Raw genomic sequence first — 17,337 nt, 5'->3', positions numbered from 1 at the left:
TCAAGGAGCGAGACTGCCGCATCATCAGGGACAGTCTTCATGGATACTTGCCTTGCCCCACGATGATGAAGGCTGAGTGGCGAGGTTCAACCCCCTGTTGGCGTGGTGCGCTCAACGCAACGCCCACAAACCACATTGCCCCCACTGGGCGGGCCAGTGGGGGCAATGGTCAAGCACAGGAGTGGAGCAGGTCAGGCGCGATTCATGCGCCCGCCATCCACACGTTCAGACGCGGCTGTCGAAACCGCCGGCGGGCTCTTCGCCGATCACGTCCGGATCGAAGGGCTTGCGTGCGAAGACGCGACGCAGAGCCGGCTCGAAGTGCTCCAGCGACGGGGTCGGATAGTCCGGATCGAAGGCCGCCTGATCATAACGCTCGCAGAAATCCACACACTTCTGATACCAGGGGTGATCCTTATAGATCTCGCGCTCGTTACGGTCCTCGCCGTAGAAGTGACCGTAGTAGAACTTCTGGAACAGTCCGTGGTGATGGATAATCCAGGTCACTTCGGCACGCACGTAGGGGCGCACGATGGAAGCGGCCAGCTGCGAGTGATTGTAGGGCGCCAGCTCGTCACCCAGGTCATGCAGGAGGGTCGCGACGACGAGATCATCATCGCCACCGTCGGCTTCGGCACGTGCCGCTGACTGCAGGGAGTGCTCCAGACGGCTGACCTTGTAGCCGCTCAGACCATCATCGAGCTTGCGCAGGGCAAGCTTGAGGCGCTCCACCAGCCCTTCATTGAACTGATCCTCAAGACGCTCGAGCAACGCATAGTCTTCTGCGGTGCCGTCCTTCATCTGGGTGAATGAAACCTGATCCATTACGCCATTTCCTCACGGTTTTCTTGTTGTGCCTGCTGCTGACGCTGACGCATCAGGGTCGTGGCGAAGCGCTCACGCGGGCCGTCGCTGTCCATGTAGCAGCCCTGCAGGTGACGATGCCCCTCATTGGTGTCGAACGTCGTACGGCCATGCAGCACGCGGGTGTTGTCGAACATCATCAGCTCACCGGACTCGAGCTGGAAGCGAATCTCGTTGGCCGGGTCCTGGAACAGCTGTCCAAGACGCTGACGGGCCTGATGGTAGCGGCGCGTGTTCTCCAGCGACATGTGCGGCAGATGATCAAGACGCGGGCTGTAGTTGACGCCGATCGGCTCACCATCGGAATTCTCGCGAATCACGCAGCGACGCGTGGTCAGCTCGGTACCGGCATCCAGGAAGCGGAAGCCCACCGGGGTGGTGCGCAGCAGTTCATAGCCTTCCGGCATCTCGGCCTTGAGCTGCTTGAGCGCATTCAGGCTGTCGACCAGCGTGGACAGGCCGCCAGTGGTCTCGTTGACCAGGCAATGCAGCATCTGGATGCCCGGCACCGGATCACGATACGGATTATCGGTGTGCGGTCCAAGTGCCACGCTGCGATAGGCGAGATCGTTGCCGGTCGGGCGCGAATACACCTCGAAGTAGCTGCCGAAGTTGGTGTCCTTCACGTAACCGAAGTGACCGGCCACTTCCAGAATGCGCTCCGGATCGGTCGGCACGTTCTGCACGATGATGTAGCCAAAGCGCAGATAGGCCTCCAGTGCCTTCTGGAAGTCCTCATTGTTGCCCATCTTCTCCCAGTCGACGCGCTGCGCCTGCTGATCGATGCCCGCATCCCAGCTCTCGGCCTTGGGGAACGGCGTGATGCCCTGCAGCTCATGCGCCAGCAGGGTGAGGTCATACACCTCGCAATGCCCGTCACTGAAAGTGAATTCCACGTGCGTCTCATCGACCGGGCGCGCCGCGGTCAACTCGAGATTGACGTCGATGGCATGCGAATCGAACAGACGCTGGGTGGTGACTTCATCGAGCTGCTCCGGGTCCTGGGTGCGCTCGCGCAGCCACAGCGGGCTGACCGGCTCGTGGCCTTCAGCGGTGATCAGGTTCAGTGACAGCGGCGACTCGCTCAGGGTCAGCGGCAGCGCGTCGGACAGGGCATTGGTCAGGGACATGCAGGCATCTCTCCATTAGCACGGTTGTATATCGTGGTCATTATGGGAGCGAGGCATGGGACCTAAGTAGGGGGTGAGTGTTATTGGAGGGTATGCATTTTTCTTATGGAGTGAGTCGTGGCGAGATGACGTGAATGCTCAGCCTGAAGATGCTGACGTCACTGGGCGGTTGACGTGTTCTCGTGACTGCCGGGCGTGGGGGGGAGCACTCCCTTAACCACCACTCATACCAGGGACTCTCGGCTGCGATGGACGATGATATTGACATGCCATTGGTCGCATATAGGAGGTCTTGCGTGTCAAGAAATCCAGCGAATCACTCCTGTAAGACCAAAGGATAAATTCGATTTTATTTTCTATATCAATGACTTGTATTTTAAGCGGGGCGCTCGAAAAGAGAATTTTCGTGAAATTGACTGCGTGTAATCATGGTTTGTCGAGCCCGTAATATGAATACATATTTATATATTAAACAAGAATTAAAACGACATTTCATATTTTTGGTGTGCTTGATAGCTTTGGTGAAACGCCATTTCATTCGCTTGATTCAAGGAGAGGCGTGACGCCACGGGGTCCTGCTCGAAAAGTGCTCGTCAGGTGATGAGTTACGCACTGCCCCCCCTTAAGACCGGAAGTCATCGGAGTGCCCTGCCGCGGCACGGCGCTTCATCTCTGCACGCCATACGCCAAATAAATACAAGAGGCACAAGATGAGCATCGATATATTGATCGTCTTGGTATATTTTGCATTTCTAATGTTGCTGGGGTGGCTCTATCGCTCCGCGACTCGTTCGACAAACGATTATTTCCGAGGTGGCGGTCGCATGCCGTGGTGGATGGTCGGCGCCACGGCATTCATGATGTCGCTGAGTGCCATGACCTTCACCGGACTGATGGGCAAGGCGCTGACGGGCGGGATCTCCATCGTCATCGTCTTCGTGGCCAATGCCACGGGGTATTTCATCAACTACCTCTTCTTTGCCGCCAAGGCTCGGCAGATGCGAGTGGTCAGCCCCATCCAGGGGATTCGCCTGCGCTTCGGTCGCGTCAACGAGCAGGTCTTCACCTGGGCGAATGTGCCGCTCAACGTGATGCAGGCTGCCATCTGGCTCAATGGCCTCTCTGTCTTCGTCAGTGCCGTGCTGGATATCCCCATCGAGCAGACCGTGGCAGGGGCTGGCTTCGTTGTCCTGTTCATGTCCCTGGTCGGTGGCAGCTGGGCGGTCATCGCCTCCGATTTTCTGCAGATGGTGCTATTGACGGTGATGACCTTCGTCGCGGCGGTGGTGGCGGTCGTCAAGTCGGGCGGCGTGGAGAATCTGATGAGCCGAGGCCTGCCGGAGCATGCTTTCCTCGGGGATGGGTACAGTTATGGATATCTGTTCGTCGGCTGGTTCATCTGCATCTTCGTGAAACAGTTCTTCAGTACCAACAACATGATCGATTCCTATCGCTATGTGGCCGCCAAGGACACGCGTCATGCGCGCAAGGCAGCACTGCTTGCCTGTGGCCTGACGCTCTTCGGCACCAGTATCTGGTTTCTTCCCGCGTGGTATGTGGCTGGGAATTACCCTGACCCGGCCAGCTGGGGGCTGGCAGATCTCGGTAGTAATCAGGCGGACGCGGCCTATTACATCTTCGTCAAGCGCGAGCTTCCCCTGGGCATGGTGGGACTGATGCTCTCGGCGATGTTCGCGGCCACCATGTCGTCCATGGACTCCGCCCTCAATCGCAATGCCGGGATTCTGGTGAAGAGTGTGTATGAGCCATATTTCTGCAAGGACGGTGATGAACGCAAGCTGATGCTGGCAGGCAAGATATTCACGGCGATGTTCGGGTTGATCGTGATCGGCGCGGGACTGTTCTTGACCACGCTGCAGGAGTTCGGGCTGTTCGATGCCATGATGATCGTCGGTACTCTGGTCGGGTTCCCATTGCTGATCCCCGCCATTCTCTGCTTCTTCGTACGCAAGACGCCTGACTGGGCCGGCTGGGGCACCATCTTGGTCGGTATGTGCGTGTCGGCCATCATCGCCTTCGGTGTCACGCCGGAGCTTGTGCAGTCCGTGATGGGCATGTCCGAGCCGATGGAGGCACGCGAGTTCGCCGAACTCAAGTCAGTCACCCTCGGGGTAGGGGCACACATGTTGATCACGTTGCCGTTCTTCCTGCTCACCACACTCTTCTACAAGGTGCCCTCGGCTGAACGTGCCGCGGAGATCGCCCGGTTCTTCGACAACGTGGATACCCCGGTGGTGTCCGAGGATACTGCCGAGACACTCGAGCTGGATCGTCAGCCCTACCAGCTGTTGGGGAAATTGCTGATGGCCTCAGCCTTGGGTGTCCTGCTGCTGGTGCTGGTGCCCAACGAGATGACGGGACGTCTCATCTTTGTCAGCATCGCCGCGATTCTAGGCATCCTGGGCTTCTTCATGAATCGGTTCGGTCAGGAAAAGGTACAAAAAGCAGCATATCGGCCTTCTCATTCGTAACCCCTTGGACAGCAAGTGACTGTTACCAGCATGGGGGAGAGGATGTCTTCTTTTCCCATGTTCTCCCATGCTGAGTGACTCGACCCGAAAATCGTCATGTTCCATCAGGAGCCATCATGCCCGAGCGACCTAGGTCCGCCATTCACGCCACGCCATCGGTTCAGGCCCGGCATGGCGGCATCTTGAGCGAGGAAGAGTTCGAGAAGTTCACGCTCTATCTACAGGCGAGCAACAACCGCGAGGATGACCAGGCACGCGCCCGTATCCTGGGATTCACAGGAGAGGGCATCCGCATTGCGCCGGGAGCCATCGTGCGCCCTCATGATAGGAGTGCCATTCATGAGCAGGTCTATATCGGCCTACAGGCTTACATCAATGGGGATGTCACCATCTATCCGCATGTACTCATCGGCCCCAATGTCTCGATCGTGGCCTCCAACCATCAATATTCTCCACGGGATGACCGTTTCAGTGATCGCTCGGATGAGGTGAAAGGTCGCGTCATCATCCAGCATGGCGCGTGGTTGACCTCTGGCGTGGTCGTGACACCTGGGTGCGTGCTGGGCCGTTGTTGCCTGATCTGTGCCAACTCCGTGGTCACGAGCGATGTGCCGGACTATGCCATCTTCGCTGGTATGCCAGCGCGTCAGATTGGTCATATTGACCGTGACACCGGCGAATATCATTGGATCTGAAGGAGAGGCTGGATGCCGCTGTTGACACGAGATCACGATTTTCAGGTCTTCCTCTCGCCCTGCGAGTCACTGCCGGCCTGTACCAACCCGCCCGCTTTTACCTGGCCAATGGCCACGACCGACAGCGTCTACACCTTTGAGCTGGTGAGGACGGAATCGGGAGACTCACTCTGTCGTGAGCAGGTCACCTCCCCGGTGCTTCTTGAGGATATCCTCGAGGTCGGGGGATATCGGTGGCGTGTCACTGACGAGATGGGGGAAAGCTCGCAGTGGGTCGAGTTCACCCTGACCGGCCGAGAGCCTGAGTATCTCCCGCCACGTGCAGAAGTCTTGTTTGCCGCCTGCGAAGCACAGACGCAATGGATGCTGTATCTCGATGCCGACCTTCCACTGGTGAAGCAGGCCGCTGCCGAGGATATTCCCCGTATGCGGGCGACAGCCAGGGTCGCGCTGGATAACGGGTTGCCGGAATATCCTGACCACCATCGCCGGGGGCGTGAACGTTACAAGCGTCTGGCCATCCATCGGATACGCGAATGGGTGGATCGTGACCTGATGGCACTGTGCCTGCTCTATCGCATCGAGGGGGATGTCGCGGCAGGCGAGGCTGCCGTCGAGCGATTGCTCACGTTGGCGGAATGGAGCACGGATGGCCCTGCCACCCTGGAGAGACCTTGCCAGTGGGGTGATGAGGTCGGGTTGTCTCTGGCGCGAAATGTCTTCCTGGCCTATCACTGGCTGACGCCGCTGCTGGCGGATGGAGAGCGTTCCTTTGCCCGAGCGCTGCTGGTACGTGTCGCCGAGCAGATGATGCATCGTCTCGAGCAGGATGACTTCGTGCAATATCCCGGTCATTCACATACGTCGCGGTTGCCAGCCTATCTCGGTGTGGCAGCGCTGGTGCTGCACAAGGAACACGACCGCACCAGGTGCACGCAGTGGTTGCAGTGTGCGCTCGACCTCTATCGAGGCGTATTGCCGTTCTATGGCAGTGCGGATGGCGGATGGGCAGAGGGTGCCTTCTATTCGTCTTCCTATACCAAGTGGTTTCATCCGTTCTTTCTTGCGGTGGAGCGGTTATCCGGCTTCTCGTTCTATCAGCATCCCTTCTACGTCAACTATCTGACGTACTGCCGCGACTTCGTCGTGACGGACAATGACCTGCATCCCTTCGGAGATGGTTTCTGGTGTTATGCCAATGGCAAAGAGTGGCCAGGGTTCTTCGCTCAGAATCCGCTGCGGATCTACGCCCAGCGTTTTGGCAGCCGGGACGATATGCATAAGAGCCGTCAGCTGGAAGAGTCGATCGAGATCCATGCTCTGCATCTGCTGGATGTCATCCCGACGCTGGATCAGATACGTCTTGCACACGAACGTAGTGAGCAGCAGACAGGATCTCGGCATAAGTCTCCTGATGACTCCCGTCATGCTTTCTACCCGCATGCCGGGCATGGTCTCGATCGTTTCGGCAAGCTGGAGCTGCGCTACCGCTGCAGCCCCTTCGGCAACAGCTCTCACCGCCATGGTGATCAAGGCAATGTGAGTTTCATCGATACCGGTCGCTCCGTTTTATGTCCCACAGGAAGTTACGGTTATGCTTTCGGCAGCCAGCATCACCGTGAATGGACGCGCACCTCACTTGCCCACAACGTGCCATTGATCGATGGAGTGGCGCAGTCTCTGGATGATCCAGCAGCGATAGCTCGCGTTATCTCGAGTACCCGAACGGATGGAATGGTGGCTCATCGGCTGGACTTGAGCGCTGCCTATACAGGTGATATCCGCTATGTACGCACCATCGTGTTATTGGAAGGTGTCGGCATCGTGATATTTGATGATCTCTCAAGTCAGCAGCCATTTACTGTGCAGTGGCAGCTGCATTCTTCACTGAAAGCTGGCCTTCAATCCGACGAGCAGGGCAAAGCAGTTACACTTTGCGAAGGCCAGCGTGACTACCGACTGCGCTTGGAAAGCCACCCGGAACTGACTCCTGAAGTGACTCATGGCTACGCTGAAGAGCGAGAAGAGCACATCATCATCGACAGCGATGCAAACCCCGATGTCGCTCACATGACGTGGACAATTCCTGCCCAGCGACAGCATTGCATCCTTGCCAGCTGTGTCAGTCAGGAGGTCATTCTGAAGCAGGAGGAGGGAAGGTTGCGTATCGTCTGGGAGGGTAAGGAGATGGTGGTGGAATTGATTGATTATTAATGGGAGAGGTTTTCTCTATTGTTATCATTCATTTTCAATCTCTACTTTATTGTCACGCATTGAGTGTCCCGGCACTAGAATATGGTCCTTGTTCAAGGAGGTTATAAATGACTATCCGTAGTGGCCGGGTTTGTACTCGCTTCAATTCAGTGTGGATAAATTTAGCTTCCTGTACTGGCTTGTTTTCTCTACTGGAGGGCATAAAAACCAGCAGAAATAGTGTATGGATATCCATCGGGCCTGGTCTGAAAGGGAGAGATGAATGTATGGTGATTATCTTGATTCAGTCATAGGTCATAAGATAATCGTACTATCTATTGTTATTGTGATATATCAGAAATCTCCTTCCGATTTAGCCCTTTGTATAATGTGGATAGCATGCTCTTCTTGATCATGAAGTGTAGAGTTCTCATTACTGCAATGCTATGATCAGCGTTCTGAAAATATATAGAGAACATGGGATATCAAACGATAGGGAAGTTGTTTCTCGGAAATATCATGTTGATGACTTGCCGGGTACAAAATTACCCGCCACCAGAATTACTGGTATCTTGGAGCGGCTTCAGCAGGGAGAACCCATATCTCAGCTATCATTACGATACTTGGATAGTCAGGGTCTGCTGGCCCTAAAGAAATTTATCATGTAAGACATCCCTTTTGATCAGTTTCATCAAGAAGCAGAAGAAGAGCAGATTCTCAGAATATGGAAAGCTAAGCTAGACAGGATCGCAAAGGAAGAAGAAGCACGGTTGATAGAGGAAGCAAGACAAGAGAGTGTCCGAATAGCACAACAAAAATCCTTGGAGAAACGAAAGACGCTAGAAAAGACACCTCAATATAAAGCCAGGATGAAAAATCGATTTCTGAGAAATAAGTATGCTATCGACTGTTACATTGAGAAAATCGACTTTCATCGTTTGATGGATATATTGCGTCGAATTGATGAAGACAATCGTCTTTTCGAAAATGATTTGCTGTGGCTTTCTACACATGGCCGGGATTATTTCAGCAAAGAGTTGAGGTCAGCCTATCATCATGCAGAGGCCAAGTTTTACGAGGAACATTTCAATCGTAGTCAAGATGTATGGATGGCGATTAATGCCAGTAGCCACTATCGAAAATGCGGAAAATCTCTCAGAGCTGCTGAAATTCTCAAGGCTATTGATATTGTAAATATGGCATCAAGAAAAATGAAAACCGCATTTCATACAACATTTTGTGGTGTACAACGTGACCTCGGACACCGAGACGAGGCTATTGATCTAGCAATGATCGCTCACGGGCTCATGAGTAAAGACTTCAGACCATGCACATTGTTGGGTGCAATTTATATGGAAGCTGGACAGGTCAGTCTCGGTCATGAGTGGTACGAAAAAGCGATTGAACGTGGTGCGAGTGAGGAGGCTATTGATAGTGAGCTAAGAATCATCTTCAATCGCGCCAACCATAAGGACCGTCAGGATATTCGCAAGTATCTTCTTCAGGTTGATTCAAGACGTTTTTCCTGGGTCAAGAATAGATGAGACGTTATTGAAGACCGTGGCCATTCCAGACCCTGTGCGCAACATCTTTAGGGATTGGACGTGGTGCGTAGATAGCCGAGCAAATATCCATCCCGTAGCTTCCTGGAGTCTGACGCTATCAGTCATATGTCAGCAGGTTTGCGGAGAAGGGATTGGATGAGGTTCGGGTGTTCATGGCATTCGTTCCCCCAGAATGCCTGCGCGCTGAATGATCTCCGGCACAGACGCTTCCTGACGATGCGCCATGATATGCACGCCACTCACACCCTCGATCTCACGCAACTGCTGGATCATCTCGATGCAGATGTCACGGCCTTCCGCCTTTTGATTCTTGGCACCCTTGAGGCGTTCGATCACCTCGTCCGGGATATGCACGCCGGGGACATGGCGGCGCATCCATTCGGCGGTACGTGCCGAGGCCAGCGGGCCGACGCCGGGCAGGATGAAGCATTTTTCCACCAGGCCCAGATCACGAGCGTGATGCATGAAGTCCTGAAAGCGTGGGAGGTCGAAGCAGTACTGTGTCTGGATGAACTGAGCCCCGGCGGCGATCTTCTTGGCCAGACGATGAGGGCGAAACGCGAAGGGCGGGGCGAAGGGGTTGGCGGCGGCGCCCAGAAATACCTGGGGCGCAGAGGTCAGTGACCGGCCGCTGGCGAAGGCGTGCTTGTTACGCAGTCCGGCGACGATTTCCAGCAGCGACAGGGAATCGAGGTCGAACACCGGCTTGGCCTCGGGGTGATCCCCGACCTGCACACCATCGCCGGTCAGACACAGCAGGTTGCGGATGCCCAGCGCCGAGGCCCCCAGCACATCGCCCTGGATGGCGATGCGGTTTCTGTCACGACACGAGATCTGCATCACCGTTTCATGGCCTTCGCGGGCCAACAGGGCACACATCGCCACGCTCGACATGTGGCAGTTGGCGCCCGAGCCATCGGTGGCGTTCATGGCATCGACATGGCCGGCAAACAGCTGCGCGCGTGCATGGACGTCCCGTGGGTCGGCTGAGTCGGGAGGCGCCAGCTCGGCGGTAACGGCAAACTGACCGCTTCTGAGCACTCGCTCCAGGTGACCGACGTTGCCATCTCGCTCGGCAGGTGGCGCCTGGGTGTTGTCCGGGATAGTGAGTCTGGAGGTCATTTCAGGCTCTCTCGACGCTCAGCGGCTTGCCGAGCCACGCGCAGCCAGGATGAAGTGCCCTGCAAGCGGTGGTCCACCGGCAACTGCACGATCTGGATCGCGTCGCTGTCCTTCATTTGCTGGCTGCCTTCCCAGGCTTCCACCCAGACGCAGCGCTTGTCCGGTTCGACTTCACAGTTACCATTCTGCATGACACCGCCGCAGGGACCGTTGCGCAGATTCTTGGGGCAGTTCATGGAGCAGGACATGCCGGTCGAACTCAGAATGCATTGGCCACACATCTGACAATCAAATAGCAAGCCCTTGCAGGCTTGTTCCAGCCTGGCAACGGGCTTCTCTGCACGTGCGTAGCCCACGGATTTCCATAGCGGATGCAATTTGATGATCACCGGCTCGATGGCCCGATAGGTGAGCTCCAGCAGCCGCGCGTGACGTGCGGCCCACAGACGAATCGAATACAAGGATGTCTCCTGTCAAACACACTGGCGGGGGTAACGCCATGGGCGTTCTGGAGCGCTATCTTCGCATGGCCGCCACCCGGGCCGACATCCCGTGGGCGACAGCGTCACTATCGAAAGGCGCACAATAAGCGGGAGAGGCATCGTTGCTTGGCTGAAGCCAAAAAGCCTCCGTAGCCCTGAAAGCCCCTGAAACCCAGAAAGACGCCGGAGCATTCGCTGCTCCGGCGTCTTTTGTGTCTACGTCATATCTTTTTTATCTAATCTCAGGGCGTAAGGCCCGCGGCCTGCATGAAGCGTCGCAGTGTTAGAGAGACGAGGCCCAGCGCGCTGACGCTGCCTCCCCAGATGACCACCAGCCAGCCGACTTTGCTGAGCCAGCTGGCCGGGCGCGCAGGCGTCCCGGATGGCTCGATGCTGGGCCTGGCTGTGGGGGCGTGCAGTGGCACTGAATGTGACTCGCGTGTCGGGGATGTCATGTCAGTACCTCTCAATGGTAGCCATCGGTGTGACGGACCTTGCCCTTGAACACGAAGTAGCTCCACGCCGTGTACACCAGGATGATCGGCAGGATGAAGAGCGTACCGACGAGGGCAAAGCCCTGGCTCTGTGGCGGAGAGGCCGCTTCCCAGATCGTCACATGACCGGGAATGATGTCAGGCCACATGCTGATGCCGAAACCGCTGTAGCCCAGGAAGATCAATGCCAGCACCAGCAGGAAGGGTTGGGCATGATATTCAAGGGCGACGGCGCGGATCAGCGCATAACCTGCCAGCACTACCAGCACTGGCACCGGCAGGAACCAGAACAGCTGCGGCAGCGTGAACCAGCGCTCGGCGATGGCGGGGTGTGCCAGCGGAGTCCACAGACTGACGGCCGCGATCATGATCAACACCCACAGCGTCAGCGGGCGCGTCAGGGCAAACATGCGCGCCTGGAGAATGCCTTCGGTCTTCATGATCAGCCAGGTGCTGCCGAGCAATGCATAGGTGAACAGCAGCGCCACACCGCAGAACAGCGGGAAGGGTGACAGCCAGTCCAGCGAACCGCCGCTGAAGTGCACTCCATCGAAGGCGATGCCCTGGATGTAGCCTCCCAGTGCGACGCCTTGACTGAAGGTGGCCAGCACCGAGCCGCCCACGAAGGCCTTGTCCCACCAATGGCGACTCGCGTCCGAGGCCTTGAAGCGAAATTCGAAGGCGACACCGCGGAAGATGAGGCCGATCAACATGGCGACAAGGGGAATGCTCAGAGCTTCCAGCAAGACGGCGTAGGCCAGCGGGAAGGCCGCAAATAGCCCCGCGCCGCCCAGTACCAGCCATGTCTCGTTGCCATCCCACACGGGGGCCACGGTATTCATCATCACATCGCGGTCCACCTTTTCCTCCACCCACGGGAAGAGGATGCCGATGCCCAGATCAAAGCCGTCCATGATCACGTACATCATCAGGCCGAACAGGATGATGCCCACCCAGATGACAGAAAGGTCGATACCCATAGTGTTCATCGCTCCGGTCAGTGAGTGGTGCCATCGAGAGATTCCTCGATGGCCGACAGTGGGCGGGAAGGTGTGCGTGGCTTGCCGGGGCCGCCGCTGGGGGCGTGGCTGTCATCACCCGCCGGCCCTTTCTTGATCAGCTTGAAGAGGTAGTTGATCCCCGTGCCGAAGACGATGAAGTAGACCGTGACAAAGGCTGTCAGGCTGATGCTGAGGTGAACGGCGCTGTGGGCAGAGACGGCATCTTCCGTTCTCATCAAGCCGTAGATCACCCACGGCTGGCGGCCGACCTCGGTGGTGAACCAGCCCGCGAGTATCGCGATCAGCCCAGCCGGCCCCATGGCGACGGCCAGCCTCAGCCAGCGCCGCGAGGTGAAGAGCCTGCCCTTGCGGGCCAGATAGACACCCGAGAGGCCGAGCAGAATCATCGCAAGGCCCAGGCCGACCATCAGGCGGAAGCTCCAGAACACGACGGTCGAATTGGGGCGGTCCGCGGCGGGGAAGTCCTTGAGCGCCGGTACCTGCTTGTCGATGTCGTGCATCAACAGCAGGCTGCCGAGGGCCGGAATCTCGAGCGCGAAGCGCGTCTCTTCGCGCTGCATGTCGGGCACACCGAACAGGATCAACGGCGTCGGTTCCCCATGGCTGTTGTCCCAATGCCCTTCGATGGCCGCGATCTTGGCCGGCTGGTGCTTGAGCGTATTCAGGCCATGCATGTCGCCGACGAAAGCCTGCAGCGGGGCGGTCACCATCAACATCAGCACCGCCATGACCAGCATCTTGCGCACTTCCGGGGTGTCGCGTTTCTTGAGCAGCAGCCAGGCGGCGGAGGCAGCGACGAACAGCGAAGTGCTCAGGAAGGAGGCCAGTGCCATATGGGCCAGGCGATAGGGGAAGGAGGGGTTGAAGACGATCGCGAACCAGTCGACCGGCACGACGATGCCATCGATGACCTCGTGTCCCTGAGGGGTCTGCATCCAGCTGTTGGAGGACAGGATCCAGAACATCGAGACCAGGGTGCCGAGCGCGACCATGCAGGTCGAGAAGAAGTGCAGGCCGCGGCCGACGCGATTCCAGCCAAATAGCATCACGCCGAGGAAGCCGGCTTCGAGGAAGAAGGCGGTCAGCACTTCATAGGTCAGCAGCGGCCCGGTCACGCTGCCGGCAAAGGCCGAGAAACCGCTCCAATGCGTGCCGAACTGGTAGGCCATGACCAGTCCTGACACCACGCCCATCGCGAAGTTGACCGCGAATATCTTCGACCAGAAATGATAGAGGTTGCGGTAGACCTGTGTGCCTGTCTTCAACCACATGCCTTCCAGCACCGCCAGATAGCTGGCGAGACCAATGGTGATGGCCGGGAAGATGATGTGAAACGAGATGGTGAAGGCGAACTGTATCCTGGCCAGGTCGATGGCCTCGGTGCCGAACATGGCAATGTCTCCTGAGTAGGCGGCAAGGGGGACGGCCCTGCCTGAATCTTCGCCGCTACTCTAGGGAGCCGCCCGAAGCCATAACAGGCTCAGTTGTGCGAGAAAAAACCATATCAGTTGCAAGCTGAATCTTGGTAGGTCGTTAAATGCCCGTGAGCTAGTCAGTCGGCCAGCCAGGTGGTACGGCGAGAAGCCAGCAAGGCGTGCCGGTCAGGAGGGCGCACTCTGATTGATGCCAGCACCATGATGGGATCAGGTGCTTGTCGTATCGCCCTTGGCGGCAGGCCCCGCCATGGCGGGCTCTGGCGCTTCCTTAAGGGGCACGCGTGCGGCATCAGGGCATGCAATCAAGATGCGCAACAAGCTGCGACATCCAGGCGTGGCAAGCGGCTGTCGCGCGAGTGATATGCGCCGCAAAAGGCTGTTTTCGCCCCCGCGGATGACGAGTGAAGACTGTGTGGCAAGGCGGCCACAAGGGCTGCGGCATTTGCGCGCACTCGTGCGCGCACATACTCAAGGCATTCCTTACATCTCGCGCCTCGCACCTCGCACCTCGCACCTCGCATCTCGCATATCGTCTAAGCGGTCCGCGTTTCAGGCTGCCTTGAGCAATTCACCCAATGTCTGCATGGCGCGCTCTGACGCCGCGTCCCACGGGTGGCCGTAGCTCAAGCGAATGCAATGCTTGAAGCCCTGGGTGGCCGAGAAGATGGGGCCCGGCGCCAGACTGATGCCGTGGGCCAGCGCCTGCTGAAAAAGGGCCAGCGAGTCGATGTGCTCGGGAAGCTCGCACCACAGGAAGTAGCCCCCGTGGGGATGGGTCACGCGGGTGTCTGCGGGGAAGTAGCGATCAATGGCTGACAGCATGGCCGTCTGCTGGGTCTCGAGCGCCAGGCGTAGCTTGCGCAGGTGGCGGTCGTAGCCCCCATGCTGGAGGTAGTCGGCAAGGGCTACCTGGGCAGGCAGCGATGGCGAGATGGTCGTCATCAGCTTGAGGCGAGAAATCTCCCGGGTATGACGCCCCGCGGATATCCAGCCCACCCGATAGCCCGGCGCCAGGCACTTGGAGAATGACCCGCAGTGCATCACCAGACCCTCGACATCCAGCGCCTTGACGGGCTGTGGGGGCGACACCTCGGCACGTTGATCGAAATACAGTTCCGCATAGACATCATCCTCCAGCATCGGAAGCTGATGACGGCAGAGCAGCGCATACAGTTTGGCCTTGCGCGAATCGCTCAGGCTGGCACCCAGCGGATTCTGCAGGTGGCTCATGAACCAGCAAGCCTTGATGGGCAGCGACTCCAGACGATTCTCTAGCACCTCGAGATCAATCCCGTCACGCGGGTGCACCGGAATTTCCACTGCGCGTAGCTTGAGCCGCTCAAGCACCTGAAGCGTGGCATAGAAGGCCGGCGCTTCGATGGCGACAAGGTCTCCGGGCTGGGTGACACATTGCAGGCCGAGGTTGAGCGCCTCCATGGCGCCATTGGTGATCACCAGCTCCTCCGTCGGCAGCTGCATGCCGTTGACCATGTAGCGCTGAGCGATCTGCCGGCACAGGTCAGGATGGCCGGTCGTCATGTCGGAGATCACGGCATGCGACGATAGCTGGCGCAGCCCGCGCGTCATGCTGGTTGCAAGCCGCGAGAGGGGGAAGAGCTCTGGGCTCGGGAAGGCAGATCCGAAGGGGACGGTATCGTTGTCGCGCAGTGAACCCAGTATCGAGAACACCAGCTCACTGACGGCGACCTCAGAAGGGGCTTCCTGCTGCAGGGCGACATGTGGTTCATCGAGTATCCGCGAGGCATTGTCGCGTACGAAATATCCCGAGCGCGGCCGCGCACTGATCAGTCCCTGATTCTCCAGCAGGTAATACGCCTGAAAGACGGTAGAGGGGCTGATGCCATGTGCCTTGCTGGCTTGGCGCACTGAGGGCACGCGCTCACCCGGCGCGAGAATTCCGGTACGAATCAGGTTGGAGATCTCGGCGGCAAAGCGTTCATAACGCTTCATGGGAAGCTGTCCTGGTGGGCTGTGGAAGGGCAAGGATACCGGAGTGATTACGCCGGCGCATGGCGCGGTGGCCGGGATGGATTATTGTCCATGCCAAAAGAGTCGGGGAGGGCAATGCATCATCAGCGTGCTGCTGATGCTGACGTGTCCTGCTCGACTTTCGCCCGCTGCACCAGTCAAGGCCATGCTTTTGACTGATAATCTCCTCATTGCGCCATGCCGGGATGAGTTTTGTGCACGATATTCATAAATTCACCTGTTTGGTGCAAAAAGCTGGCTGGCATATTTTTGATTGAGCATATTTGGTGCGGCTTATATTCAAAACGATATCGAGATTTCCTTTTGACTGAACGATGGCAACGCACGGCACCGATGTTTCGTGTGATTGCCTGCTTTGCTGGCACATCAATTGCACTACCTCAGTCGGGATAACAAGTACAACAAGATACGAGGGAATGTCGTGAACAAGAAAATTGCTGCCGCAATGCTGTCCGCCTGTGTCGGTTTCTCGCTGGCCAATGTCGCCCAGGCGGAAGAGGGGCCGATCAAGGTCGGCATCCTGCATTCACTGTCCGGCACCATGGCGATCAGTGAATCGACTCTGAAAGACACCATGTTGATGCTGATCGAGAAGCAGAACGAGAAGGGCGGGCTGCTGGGACGCAAGCTGGAGCCCGTCGTGGTCGACCCGGCCTCCAACTGGCCGCTGTTTGCCGAGAAGGCGCGTGAACTGCTGGCGCAGGACAAGGTCGATGTCATCTTCGGCAACTGGACGTCCGTCTCGCGCAAGTCGGTGCTGCCGGTGGTCGAAGAGCTCAACGGCCTGTTGTTCTATCCGGTGCAGTATGAGGGCGAGGAGTCCTCGGAGAATGTCTTCTATACCGGGGCGGCGCCCAATCAGCAGGCGATTCCGGCAGTGGATTACTTGATGAATGATGTGGGTGTCGAGCGCTGGGTATTGGCGGGCACGGATTATGTCTATCCGCGTACCACCAACAAGATTCTGGCCGCCTACCTCAAGTCGAAGGGCGTGGCGGACGAGGATGTGATGGTCAATTACACGCCTTTCGGTCACTCCAACTGGCAGTCCATCGTCTCGGACATCAAGTCCTTCGGCAGTGCTGGCAAAAAGACCGCCGTGGTCTCCACTATCAACGGCGATGCCAATGTGCCGTTCTATCGTGAGCTGGCCAACCAGGGCATCGATGCCGAGGACATTCCGGTGGTGGCCTTCTCGGTGGGCGAGCAGGAGCTCTCGGGCATCGATACCGCACCGCTGGTCGGGCATCTCGCGGCCTGGAACTACTTCATGAGTGTGGACAGCGACACCAACTACGACTTCATCGATGAGTGGATCGCCTACACCGGCAAGGAAGATGCGGTCACCAATGATCCGATGGAAGCCCACTACATCGGCTTCAACATGTGGATGGAAGCCGCTCGCAAGGCGGGCAGTGTCGAGGTCGATGCGGTCAAGGACGCCATCATCGGCGTGTCCGTTCCCAACCTGACCGGCGGCTACGCCACCATGATGCCCAACCATCACATCACCAAACCGGTGCTGATCGGCGAGATCCAGGACAACGGTCAGTTCTCCGTCGTCTGGCAGACCCCCTCCACCGTGGCAGGTGATGCCTGGTCGGACTATCTGGAAGGTTCCAAGGACCTGATCAGTGACTGGCGCAAACCGATGGAATGCGGCAACTACAATGTCGTGACCCATTCCTGTGGGGCTCAACAGAACGTCGCCACGCAATGAGGCGTAGCACGTTCTGAGAGTGAGGCGGCGCGCATGTGAGCCTGCGTGCCGCCTCGCTGAGTGTCAGTCTCCGAGGTCGCGATGCCCTCGGAGACTGATGACGCCTTCGCGC

13 protein-coding genes are annotated in these 17,337 nt (G+C 57.7%); 5 read left to right on the top strand and 8 right to left on the bottom strand.

All coding sequences use genetic code 11. The features are described 5' to 3' along the window. Window positions 1-225: 225 nt before the first annotated feature. Together OW493_RS15640 and OW493_RS15635 are read right to left on the bottom strand one after the other, a co-directional pair. On the bottom strand, window positions 226-825 hold the full coding sequence (locus OW493_RS15640) for an HD domain-containing protein (RefSeq protein ID WP_289864853.1): 600 nt from the start codon (window positions 823-825) through the stop codon (window positions 226-228). After that, a complete protein-coding gene (locus tag OW493_RS15635) occupies window positions 825-1,994 on the bottom strand; it encodes a TauD/TfdA family dioxygenase (RefSeq protein ID WP_289864852.1) in 1,170 nt (389 codons plus the stop codon). Before OW493_RS15635 ends, OW493_RS15640 begins: the two co-directional genes overlap by 1 nt. A 710-nt stretch (window positions 1,995-2,704) precedes the next feature. On the opposite strand from OW493_RS15635, the gene OW493_RS15630 reads away from it, so the two are divergent. From OW493_RS15630 to OW493_RS15615, 4 genes are all read left to right on the top strand, one after another. Further along, entirely contained in the window at window positions 2,705-4,486 is a 1,782-nt protein-coding gene (locus OW493_RS15630) for a transporter (protein WP_084208264.1), read from the top strand. A 116-nt stretch (window positions 4,487-4,602) separates the two neighbouring features. Continuing rightward, window positions 4,603-5,181 (top strand): acyltransferase, encoded by a 579-nt coding sequence (locus OW493_RS15625; RefSeq protein WP_176494370.1) that lies wholly within the window; start codon window positions 4,603-4,605, stop codon window positions 5,179-5,181. Window positions 5,182-5,289: 108 nt separating this feature from the next. After that, the gene (locus OW493_RS15620; RefSeq protein ID WP_289864851.1) at window positions 5,290-7,395 is read left to right on the top strand and encodes a heparinase II/III family protein; all 2,106 of its coding nucleotides are present in this window, start codon (window positions 5,290-5,292) and stop codon (window positions 7,393-7,395) included. A gap of 749 nt (window positions 7,396-8,144) precedes the next feature. Continuing rightward, window positions 8,145-8,918, top strand: a complete 774-nt coding sequence (locus OW493_RS15615) for a hypothetical protein (RefSeq protein WP_289864850.1) — start codon at window positions 8,145-8,147, stop codon at window positions 8,916-8,918. Window positions 8,919-9,089: 171 nt separating this feature from the next. Here the strand turns inward: OW493_RS15615 and OW493_RS15610 are convergent, their stop codons facing one another. From OW493_RS15610 to OW493_RS15585, 6 genes are all read right to left on the bottom strand, one after another. Next, window positions 9,090-10,061 (bottom strand): methylenetetrahydrofolate reductase, encoded by a 972-nt coding sequence (locus tag OW493_RS15610; protein ID WP_289864849.1) that lies wholly within the window; start codon window positions 10,059-10,061, stop codon window positions 9,090-9,092. Further along, entirely contained in the window at window positions 10,058-10,522 is a 465-nt protein-coding gene (locus tag OW493_RS15605; protein ID WP_289864848.1) for a methylenetetrahydrofolate reductase C-terminal domain-containing protein, read from the bottom strand. Before OW493_RS15605 ends, OW493_RS15610 begins: the two co-directional genes overlap by 4 nt. Before the next feature lie 263 nt (window positions 10,523-10,785). Next, window positions 10,786-10,998, bottom strand: a complete 213-nt coding sequence (locus tag OW493_RS15600; protein WP_084208270.1) for a DUF2474 domain-containing protein — start codon at window positions 10,996-10,998, stop codon at window positions 10,786-10,788. An 11-nt stretch (window positions 10,999-11,009) separates the two neighbouring features. Further along, entirely contained in the window at window positions 11,010-12,017 is a 1,008-nt protein-coding gene (gene cydB, locus OW493_RS15595) for a cytochrome d ubiquinol oxidase subunit II (protein ID WP_289864873.1), read from the bottom strand. Window positions 12,018-12,034: 17 nt separating this feature from the next. Continuing rightward, window positions 12,035-13,450 carry a cytochrome ubiquinol oxidase subunit I gene (locus OW493_RS15590; RefSeq protein ID WP_284727368.1) on the bottom strand — a complete coding sequence of 472 codons (1,416 nt, stop codon included), beginning with the start codon at window positions 13,448-13,450 and terminating at the stop codon, window positions 12,035-12,037. A 594-nt stretch (window positions 13,451-14,044) separates the two neighbouring features. After that, window positions 14,045-15,466 carry a PLP-dependent aminotransferase family protein gene (locus OW493_RS15585; protein WP_289864847.1) on the bottom strand — a complete coding sequence of 474 codons (1,422 nt, stop codon included), beginning with the start codon at window positions 15,464-15,466 and terminating at the stop codon, window positions 14,045-14,047. A 484-nt stretch (window positions 15,467-15,950) separates the two neighbouring features. On the opposite strand from OW493_RS15585, the gene urtA reads away from it, so the two are divergent. Next, window positions 15,951-17,225: an urea ABC transporter substrate-binding protein gene (urtA, locus tag OW493_RS15580; protein ID WP_289864872.1), complete on the top strand. Its 1,275-nt coding sequence runs from the start codon at window positions 15,951-15,953 to the stop codon at window positions 17,223-17,225. Window positions 17,226-17,337: the final 112 nt, after the last annotated feature.

The sequence above is a fragment of the Cobetia sp. 14N.309.X.WAT.E.A4 genome, assembly GCF_030397495.1.
Classification (GTDB): domain Bacteria; phylum Pseudomonadota; class Gammaproteobacteria; order Pseudomonadales; family Halomonadaceae; genus Cobetia; species Cobetia marina.
The sequence above is the reverse complement of the archived record's forward strand: the minus strand, read 5'-3'. Positions and strand labels throughout refer to the sequence as shown.

Bases quoted from the DNA above. Each gene is read 5' to 3' on its own strand.
- OW493_RS15640 (WP_289864853.1), bottom strand. From the start codon at position 825: ATGGATCAGGTTTCATTCACCCAGATGAAGGACGGCACCGCAGAAGAC.
- OW493_RS15635 (WP_289864852.1), bottom strand. From the start codon at position 1,994: ATGTCCCTGACCAATGCCCTGTCCGACGCGCTGCCGCTGACCCTGAGC.
- OW493_RS15630 (WP_084208264.1), top strand. From the start codon at position 2,705: ATGAGCATCGATATATTGATCGTCTTGGTATATTTTGCATTTCTAATG.
- OW493_RS15625 (WP_176494370.1), top strand. From the start codon at position 4,603: ATGCCCGAGCGACCTAGGTCCGCCATTCACGCCACGCCATCGGTTCAG.
- OW493_RS15620 (WP_289864851.1), top strand. From the start codon at position 5,290: ATGGCCACGACCGACAGCGTCTACACCTTTGAGCTGGTGAGGACGGAA.
- OW493_RS15610 (WP_289864849.1), bottom strand. From the start codon at position 10,061: ATGACCTCCAGACTCACTATCCCGGACAACACCCAGGCGCCACCTGCC.
- OW493_RS15600 (WP_084208270.1), bottom strand. From the start codon at position 10,998: ATGACATCCCCGACACGCGAGTCACATTCAGTGCCACTGCACGCCCCC.
- cydB (WP_289864873.1), bottom strand. From the start codon at position 12,017: ATGGGTATCGACCTTTCTGTCATCTGGGTGGGCATCATCCTGTTCGGC.
- OW493_RS15590 (WP_284727368.1), bottom strand. From the start codon at position 13,450: ATGTTCGGCACCGAGGCCATCGACCTGGCCAGGATACAGTTCGCCTTC.
- OW493_RS15585 (WP_289864847.1), bottom strand. From the start codon at position 15,466: ATGAAGCGTTATGAACGCTTTGCCGCCGAGATCTCCAACCTGATTCGT.
- urtA (WP_289864872.1), top strand. From the start codon at position 15,951: ATGCTGTCCGCCTGTGTCGGTTTCTCGCTGGCCAATGTCGCCCAGGCG.